The organism is Flavobacterium sp., from assembly GCF_020217025.1.
Classification (GTDB): Bacteria; Bacteroidota; Bacteroidia; order Flavobacteriales; family Flavobacteriaceae; genus Flavobacterium.
This window is the reverse complement of record NZ_JAIWOF010000091.1, coordinates 1-10000: the sequence shown is the minus strand read 5'-3', so window position 1 is coordinate 10000 and position 10000 is coordinate 1. Positions and strand designations below refer to the sequence as shown.

Below are 10000 nucleotides of genomic sequence, written 5' to 3'. Positions count from 1 at the left end.
AACTAAATACAAATCCGAAAGGTAACGTCATCACAAAAAAGAAGATGAATTTTTTGATAAACGAACTATACGAGTAGGGAATAGGCGTGTTTTTAATACGCTCACAAGCGCCACAAATATCTGTAAATGATTGTAATTCGGAATTGATGATGTAAAATTGGTCACCCGAAATTTTTCCCGATTTGTACAAATCATTTGCTTTTTGAAACAACATTTTTGCTACTTGATTCGGACGGTGTTTGTGGTGATCCATTTCTAAATCCAAACCTTCAAACAACATTTTACTTACTTCTTCATTCAATAAATGTTTTGAAAGTACTGAAGCATAAGCCGGAATCACTTTTCTGTAGAAATTTCTATCATTCTCATCAGACAAATAAGCGGAAAGTTTTATGGCTAAATTTCGACTATTGTTCACTAAAGCACCCCATTGTTTTCGACCTTCCCACCAGCGGTCGTAAGCCGTATTGGTTCTGTATGCCAATAATAACGACAATACAAAACCAACAGTGGTGTGCATTACATTAAGGTTTTTTACATGACTGGTTTCGGAAAGTTTCCAATATTCTAATTCCAAATAAGCGATTCCGTAAGCATAAAATCCAATGAAAATCATCATCGGAATCAGTTGACGAAAGGTATCCGATTCGTGAAAACGAAAAATAAAAGTAATCCAGTCTTTTGGGTTGTATTGAACCATTTATTAATGTTTAAAAGTTTAGATGTTTAAGAGTTTAAAAGTTATGAAAACTCCTCATCACTTTAACAAAAATAAGATATTAATTTAATTTTAAAGTACCGGCTAATTCTTTTAAGTTGATTTCTGAAAGTTTGGTTACATATTGCGCATTCGAATAACGAACTGATGCATCCACAAAGTTTTGCTGAGCTGTTCTAAATTCGATAGTTGTGATTGTTCCAATTTTGAATTTCGCTAACGTAATATCTAAGTTTTGTTTGGCGATTTCTAAGTTTTTTTCTTCCACTTTTACCAACTCTAAATTGGTTTGATAACTCGCATATAAAGACGATAATTGTGAAGTTAGTGATAATTTTTGTTGTTCTAAAATGAATCCAGCATTCTCCACTTGATATTTCGCTACTTTTTCGTTTCTGTTTTGAAGAAATCCATTAAAAATTGGCACAGTCGCAGTAACTCCATACACAAAACCTTGTCCAGATGATTGCGTAATAAATCCCAAAGAAGCTTCCGAACGTGTGAAATTATAACCTGAAGTAAGGCGAACCGTTGGATAGCGATTGCCTTTGACTTGTTTCAAATTCAAATCGGCTACTTTTTTAGATAGAATTTGCGCTTGCAATTGCGGATTTTGTTTTTCGGCTGTTGCTTTTAATTCGTTGAAATCTAAGTTTTGTTCAAATGTAACTTCGTTAGCTACTTTAAAATCGGTTTGAATATCGCGAACTAATAATTCGTTCAATCTAATTTTACTGATTTTGATGAGTTCTCTTTGTTTCAATTGCAAACTTAAATCGCTATTCAAATCTACTTGTGCATTCAAAACTTCTAATTTCGAAGCTTTTCCAATGCTAAAACGATTTTGAGCGGTTGTTAAACGTTGGTTTGAAATCACAATCGCGGTATCAATCGAAGCTAAAACTTGTTGTTGTTGTACCAAATCAAAATAGGTGGTATATACATCACTAATTCGGGTTAGAATGGCTGTTTGTAATTCGGCTTTTCCTTGTTGTTCTAAAACGTTTAATTGCTCTTTTCTAGCAAACATGCTTAAACCATCGAAAATCGTCCAATCTAAACCAACACCATACGTTAAATTCATGTTTTTAGCATTGTCTAGTTTTCTTTCGGAACCATCAGATTGTGTTTGCGTGGTATTTAATTGACTATTATTGTTAGTGAAATTTGCATTCAATGAAGGCAACATTCCAGCATTGGCTAAATTGTTGTTGGTTGCATCAATTTTGGAATTGTTTTTTGCGATTTTAATATCGTAATTGTTTTCCAAAGCAATTTTAACCGCATCTTCAAGGGTAAGCAAATCTTGTGCTTGTGCTGAAAATCCGATGATGAAAAGGAATACTATTTTATATAAATGTTGCATATTATTATTTTTCTAAAGCGTCTAAATTATCAAATTCTGGTCGGTGTTTTTTAGCTTTCGACCACATTAAATAAATGGATGGAATTACAAATAAAGTTAGGATTAACGAGAACATCGTTCCGCCCACAATTACAACTCCCATTCCTATTCTACTTGTAGAAGCGGCTCCAAGCGAAAGTGCAATTGGTAAAGCTCCTAAAGCAATGGCTAAACTCGTCATTAAAATTGGACGTAAACGTGCTTCCGAAGCTTCTAAAATGGCATTGTATTTCGATTTTCCTTGTTCTCGAAGTTGGTTGGCAAATTCGACTATCAGAATTCCGTTTTTGGTCACAAGTCCAATCAGCATGACGGTTCCAATTTGACTGAAAATATTCCAAGTTTGTCCAAATAACCAAAGCGAGAATAACGCTCCAGCTACCGCCATTGGTACGGTTAAGATGATGATGAATGGATCGATAAAACTTTCAAATTGTGCGGCTAAAATCAAATAGATTAGCAATAACGCCAATCCAAATGCGAAAGAAGTATTCGAACTACTTTCTACGAAGTCACGTGATTCTCCTCCTAAATCGGTTGTAAAAGTATCATCTAAAACTTTTTCTTTGATTTCGTCCATCGCATTGATACCATCAATCATACTTTTTCCTGGTGCTAAACCTGCAGAAACCGTTGCCGACATATAACGATTGTTGTGGAATAATTGCGGTGGATTACTTTGTTCCTCTACCTCAACTACGTTGTCTAATTGAATTAATTCACCTGCTTTATTCTTAACGAACATCGAAGTTAAATCCAATGGAGCATCGCGGTCTTTTTCGTCAAACTGTCCAATCACTTGATATTGTTTTCCGTTTTGCATGAAATAACCAAAACGTTGTCCGCTTAATGATAATTGCAAAGTTTGCGCCACATCTAAAACCGAAATCCCTAAACTTTCTGCCTTTTCACGATTAATGGTTACGTTGATTTCAGGTTTATTGAATTTTAAATTCACGTCGACATTGGAGAAAGTTTCGTTTTTACTCGCTTCTTCCATGAATTGTGGAATTTTTTCTCTTAATTTTTCAAAATTCGGCGCTTGAATAATGTATTGAATTGGCAAACCACCACGACGGTTTACCGAAATTGTTGGTTGTTCCGAAACGTTAACTTTGGCTTGTGGATATTTTTTAGTCCATTTGTTCAAGTCATCCACAATTTCTTTTTGTGATTTTTCTCTTTCACTTGGGTCAACTAAAGCTAAACGAACTCTTCCTGCATTTACTGAAGAAGATAAAAATCCTGGCGAAGTAATTACCAATGCTACTTTTTTCTCAGGAATCGAATCGTTAATTAAATCGGATAATTCTTCCATGAATCGGTCAGTATATTCATAAGTTGAACCTTCTGGAGTTGTGACACTAATTACACCTAAGCTTCTATCGTCGTAAGGTGCAGTTTCTTTTGGAAGAATGGCGAAAAATAAGATAATCAATCCAATACAAACTCCGATAATTGGGAAACTCAACCATTTTCTTTTTAAGAATTTAGTTAATGCATTGGCATATCCAGTATTTAAACTTACGAAGAATGGTTCTGTAGCTTCATAAAATTTAGTTTTCTTTTGTTCGCCACCTTTCATCAAATAAGCATTTAACATTGGCGTTAAAGTCAACGATACAAAGGCGGAAATCAGTACAGCAGCACCAATGACGACACCAAACTCTCGGAACAATCGTCCAACGAAACCTTCTAAGAAAATAATCGGTAAGAAAACGGCTGCTAACGTAACTGAAATTGAAATTACAGCAAAGAAAATCTCATTCGAACCTTTGATAGCCGCTTCGATAGGCGACATACCTTCTTCGACTTTTTTGAAGATGTTTTCGGTTACTACAATTCCGTCGTCAACTACTAATCCTGTGGCTAAAACAATTGCCAACAAGGTTAAAACGTTGATAGAGAAACCACACAAATACATGATAAAAAATGTAGCAATCAACGAAACCGGAATATCAATTAAAGGTCGGAATGCGATGGACCAATCTCTAAAGAATAAGAAGATAATAATGATTACCAAAACTACTGAAATAGCTAATGTTTCCGCTACCTCAACAACTGATTTTTTAATGAAAATAGTATTATCTAAAGCAATATCTAATTTGATATCGCTCGGTAAATCTTTCTTTAATTTATCAACTTCGGCATAAAATTGTTCGGCAATTTCTAAGTAATTCGTTCCAGGTTGTGGAATAATAGCCACAGCCACCATCGGATTTCCTGATTCAGTAAACTTGGTTTCTAAATTTTCGGAAGCTAAAACAGCATAGCCAATATCGCTTAAACGAACGGTTTTATTCGCATCCGCTACAATGATAATATCGTTGAATTCTTTTTCAGTAGATAAATTTCCAAGCGTTTTTACCATTAATTCGGTATTAGCACCTGTTAATTTTCCCGATGGTAATTCTACATTTTGTTTGTCCAAAGCATTTCGAACATCGGCAACTGTGATTCCGTATGCATTCAATTTGATTGGATCCATCCAAATACGCATCGAATAACGTTTTTGTCCCCAAATCTGCACGCTACTCACACCAGGAATGGTTTGTAAACGTTCGGCAATTACATTTTCTGCATAATCGCTTAATTCCAATGCATTTTTAGCATTACTTTGAACGGTCATCGAAATAATCGCATCCGAATCGGCATCAGCCTTTGAAACTACTGGTGGTGCATCAATATCTTGTGGTAAACTTCTAATGGCTTGCGATACTTTATCACGAACGTCGTTAGCCGCTTCTTCCAGGTTTTTCTCTAATTTGAATTCGACCGTAATATTACTTGAACCTTGGTTACTCGAAGACGTAATGTTTCGAATTCCATCAATCGAATTAATAGCTTTTTCAAGTGGTTCGGTAATTTGCGATTCAATAATATCGGCATTAGCACCGGTGTAATTCGTTCGTACGTTAATTACGGCAGGATCAATCGAAGGGAATTCTCGAACGCCCAAATAACTAAATCCTAAAATACCAAAAAGGATAATCAATAAGTTGATTACAATGGTAAATACGGGTCTTTTTATACTTAAAGTAGATAAACTCATTTTAAATTTGAAGTTTGAAATTAGAATTTAGAAAAGCTTATTTTACTTTTACTTTTATATCAGCTTCGTCTTTTAAAGCCATAACGCCAGAAGTTAAAATTGTATCTCCTGATTTTACGCCTTGCGTAACGATTACATCTTTATCAGTTCTGGCGATAGTTTCTATTTTTACCTCTTTTGCTTTTCCATTGTTGGCAATATAAACTACTTTTCCATCTTGAACAGGAACAACCGCTTCAGAAGGAATTTGAATAGCTCCTTTGATATTTTTTAGAGGAAGTTCAATAGTAGCAAAGGTTCCCGCTAAAAGTTTTCCATTCGGATTTTCAGCAATCGCTCTAATTTTTAAGGTTCGAGTAGAAGTTTCAATTTCAGGTTCGATGGCGTAAATTTTAGCTGTGAATTTTTCAGGATTATTTGGAATCGTGAATTGAATATTAGTATTGTTTTCTACTTCCGATGCATATTTTTCAGGAATAGAGAAACTAATTTTCACTTGATTAGCACTAACCAATTTGGTGATTAGGGTAGTAGGAGTTACATAAGTTCCAGGAGAAATGTTGCGTAAACCAATTTTTCCCGAAAATGGTGCTCTAATAGTTGTTTTACCAATTTGCGCTTGAATCAATTGCGTTTGTGCTTTCAGGCTTCTATATTCAGCACTTGCAATATCATATTCTTCTTGAGAAATCGCTTCTTTTTGAAGAAGTAGTTTAGCTCTTCTTTCATTTTCAGAAGCCAAACTTTGACGAGTTTGTGCTTGCGAAAGTTGGGCACGAAGTTCAATATCGTTTACTTTCAATAAAACCTGACCTTTGCTAACGTTAGTTCCTTCTGTGAAATAGATTTTCTCCACAATTCCAGAAACTTCACTTCTAATTTCTACATTTTCGTTAGCTTCAATAGAACCAGAAAGTGAAATAGTATTCGCAAAATTAGTTTCAGAAACTACAATGGCATCAACCATCATTGGAGGTTTTTTATCTCCTTTTCCGCCACCTTTTTCAGATTCGGCATTGTTTTTTGTGATTCTATATCCAATAAGTCCTACAAGTGTCAAGGTAATTAGCGTGATGCTTATCGTTTTTATTTTCATAATAATGGAGCTAAACTTAAGATTTTATACAAAACTAAGTCTTACGAGATAATTATGCCAAAACCTTACCATTTATTTAACATTGTTGTAGGTACAAATGTTTTAGAAATTTGAGATTTCCTTAAAAAAGTTACGAGATAGGTGTTGAAATTTACTTTTTGTTATAATTTTTCTTCACTTCGTTACATTAAATGAAATTTAGCTAATATAGTTCCAGATAGTTTTCTTCTTGCTTAACTCAATAAATGCTTCACGAAGTTTAGCATGCTCTGGTTTTTCCATTGGAGCATCATCTTTCAGTAATTTTATAGCGTGATGACGCGCCAATTGTAAAATTTCTTTATCTTTTACCAAATCCGCAATTTGAAGATTTAAAACACCACTTTGTTGTTTCCCCATGATATCACCTGGACCACGCAATTTTAAATCGACTTCCGAAATTTCGAAGCCATCATTGGTACGAACCATAGTTTCCATTCGGATTTTACTATCATTACTTAGTTTATGACTTGTCATTAAGATACAATAACTTTGTTCGGCACCACGACCTACACGTCCTCTTAACTGATGCAATTGTGATAAACCAAAACGTTCTGCACTTTCAATGACCATTACAGAAGCATTAGGAACATTTACTCCAACTTCAATCACAGTCGTTGCCACCATAATATTTGTTTTTCCTTCTGAAAAGCGACGCATTTCTTCGTCTTTATCGGAAGGTTTCATTTTTCCATGAACTATTGAAATTGAATATTGAGGTAAAGGAAAATCTCTTGAAATACTTTCATAGCCATCCATCAAATCCTTGTAATCCATTTTTTCCGATTCTTGAATCAATGGATACACTATATATACTTGACGTCCTTTTGTAATTTCATCTTTTAAGAATTTCCAAACTTTCAATCGGTTCGAATCATAACGATGAACGGTTTGAATCGGTTTTCTACCAGGTGGCAATTCATCAATGACTGAAATATCTAAATCACCATACAAACTCATCGCTAGAGTTCGAGGAATTGGTGTAGCGGTCATAACCAAAACATGTGGTGGAACATCATTTTTCTTCCAAAGTTTACTTCTTTGTTCCACACCAAATCTGTGTTGCTCATCAATAATCGCTAAACCTAAATTATGGAATTGCACTTTGTCTTCTAACAAGGCATGCGTTCCAATTAAAATATCTAAAGTTCCGTTTTCAAGTTCTTCGTGGATGATTTTTCTATCAGCTGTTTTAGTTGAACCAGTTAATATTTTTATGTTGATATTTAATTCTTTAGCTAAATCAGTAATTCCGTTGAAATGTTGATTGGCTAGAATTTCGGTTGGCGCCATTAAGCAACTTTGAAAGCCATTATCTTTTGCTAGAAGCATGCACATTAAAGCCACAATCGTTTTTCCAGAACCCACGTCGCCTTGAAGTAAACGATTCATTTGGGCGTTGCTTCCTAAGTCGTTACGGATTTCTTTTAGTACGCGTTTTTGGGCATTAGTTAAATCAAAAGGTAAATGATTTTTGTAAAAATTATTAAAGTTTTCACCCACTTTTTCAAACGGCATTCCTTTGATTTTGTGTTTGCGAATTAGATTCTTCGTAATCAATTGCAATTGAATGAAAAACAATTCTTCAAACTTCAATCGGAATTGAGCTTTAGCTAATAAATCTTGACTTTTTGGAAAATGGATATTAAACAAAGCCGCATTTTTAGGAATCAATTTTAATTCGTCTAAAAGGTAATTCGGTAAATTTTCAGAGAACAAAGCTTGTGTTTCCACAAACAATTGTTGCATCATTTTATTGATGACTTTGTTTGAAATCCCTTTATTGGCTAATTTTTCCGTACTTGGATAAACGGGTTGCATTGCCGATCGAAGACTGGCTTTGTGTTCTTCCAACAATTCCATTTCGGGATGCGCCATGTTGTAGGTGGCACCAAATTGGGTAACTTTTCCAAAAATCACATACGGAACATTAATTTTGATGCTTTCGCGAATCCATTTTTGACCTTGAAACCACACGAGTTCCATTTGTCCCGTTTCATCTACAAAAGTTGCAACTAATCTCGATTTTCCTTTTCCTTGCTCAACCGTTTTGATATTGATAATTTTTCCAACAATTTGAACTTCGGAATTGCTGTTTTGCAGTTCGTTAATCTTGTAATAGCGAGTTCTATCAATATAACGATTGGGGAATAAATTCAGTAAATCGGCATACTTATGAATGCCCAACTCCTTGCGCAATAAATCGCCACGCTGAGGACCAACGCCTTTGAGATATTCTATGGGAGTTTCGAGTAGATTCAAATTCAAGTGCAATTACAAGTTCAAAATTTAATTTTTGGAACACAGATTTAAGAAATTTTAAAAATTTATCCAATTACTTCAATCTGTGTTCCTAAATGCTAAAGCGAAGATAGTTTATAATTTGTTAATTTAAAATCAGTGAAATCGAAAATGTTTATATTCGTACCTTATTAAAATCCATCAAGATGTTTCGTATTCTGTTTTCCTTATTAATAGTAAGTTTTTCTTTTGCTCAACAAACTGATAAAGTAGACTTTATTAAGTGTGATGCTTTAATTAATATTAATTTCAAAAATAAATTGACATATGGTGGTGTTATTTATGATTTTAACGTGTTAAAAAAAACCGATACTATTTATATTGATGCAAAAAACATGAATATAGATTTTGTTCTTGTTAATGAAAAAATAATTGAATTTGATTATTCAGAAGGTAAGATAAAGATTTTTAGTAATTTCAAAATTGGAAAAAATAAATTACAAATATCTTATTCCGCAAAACCGAAACAAACACTTTATTTTACGGGTCAAGATGAAAATTTACAGATTTGGACACAAGGGCAAGGACGTTATACAAGTCATTGGTTGCCGAGTTTTGATGATGTGAATGAGAAAGTGATTTTTAATTTGAAAATTATATTTGATAATAAATACGAAGTTATTTCCAACGGAAAATTGATAAAAAAATCAAAACCAAGTATTCCAATTGCAAGGGAAGTTTTTACTTATGAATATTCAATGCAAAAACCAATGTCTTCTTATCTGGTAATGCTAGCAATTGGGAATTTCGCAAAACAAACCACAACCACTAAATCAGGAACGCCGTTAGAATTTTATTTGGATAAAAATGATGTTTCTAAATTTGAACCAACCTATCGCTATTCCAAAGAACTATTCGATTATTTGGAACAAGAAATAGGAGTGAAGTATCCTTGGGGCATTTACCGACAAGTTCCGGTCCGTGATTTTTTATATGCGGGAATGGAGAATACGACTTCAACCATTTTTGCACAAGATTTTGTAGTAGATGAAATTGGTTTTAATGATAGAAATTATGTCAATGTCAACGCACACGAGCTAGCCCATCAATGGTTTGGTGATTTGATTACGGCTCAATCTGGAAAACACCATTGGTTACAGGAAGGTTTTGCGACTTATTATGCCTTATTAGCGGAACGTCATTTGTTTGGCGATGATTATTTCTTCGAAGAACTAAACGATTACGCCGAACAATTAAAACGGGCTTCTAAAACCGATACGATTCCCGTAATGAATGAAAAAGCGAGTTCGTTATCGTTTTACAAAAAAGGTGCTTGGGCATTACATGTGATGCGAGAAGATATTGGTCCAAAGAATTTCCAAAAAGCGGTTAAAAAGTATTTAAAGAAATACCAATACAAAAACGTTAATACTGATGATTTCTTGAAAA

6 protein-coding genes are annotated in these 10000 nt (G+C 34.1%); 1 reads left to right on the top strand and 5 read right to left on the bottom strand.

Annotated elements, in window-relative coordinates; all coding sequences use genetic code 11:
* The 5 genes from LDL23_RS04425 to recG all read right to left on the bottom strand — a co-directional run.
* Nucleotides 1-700, bottom strand: a 700-nt coding sequence (locus tag LDL23_RS04425) for a bestrophin family protein (protein WP_291264630.1), incomplete at its 3' end; no start/stop codon positions are given.
* Nucleotides 701-779: 79 nt separating this feature from the next.
* Complete coding sequence (locus LDL23_RS04420; protein ID WP_291264629.1) at nucleotides 780-2084, bottom strand: TolC family protein; 1305 nt, start codon at nucleotides 2082-2084, stop codon at nucleotides 780-782.
* Between the two features lie 4 nt (nucleotides 2085-2088).
* Nucleotides 2089-5175 (bottom strand): efflux RND transporter permease subunit, encoded by a 3087-nt coding sequence (locus LDL23_RS04415; protein ID WP_291264628.1) that lies wholly within the window; start codon nucleotides 5173-5175, stop codon nucleotides 2089-2091.
* 37 nt (nucleotides 5176-5212) lie between these two features.
* Entirely contained in the window at nucleotides 5213-6271 is a 1059-nt protein-coding gene (locus LDL23_RS04410; protein ID WP_291264627.1) for an efflux RND transporter periplasmic adaptor subunit, read from the bottom strand.
* A gap of 198 nt (nucleotides 6272-6469) precedes the next feature.
* On the bottom strand, nucleotides 6470-8578 hold the full coding sequence (recG, locus tag LDL23_RS04405; RefSeq protein ID WP_291264626.1) for an ATP-dependent DNA helicase RecG: 2109 nt from the start codon (nucleotides 8576-8578) through the stop codon (nucleotides 6470-6472).
* Between the two features lie 179 nt (nucleotides 8579-8757).
* Between recG and LDL23_RS04400 the strand changes: the two genes are divergently transcribed.
* The coding region (locus LDL23_RS04400; protein ID WP_291264625.1) for a M1 family metallopeptidase at nucleotides 8758-10000 on the top strand (1243 nt) is incomplete at its 3' end.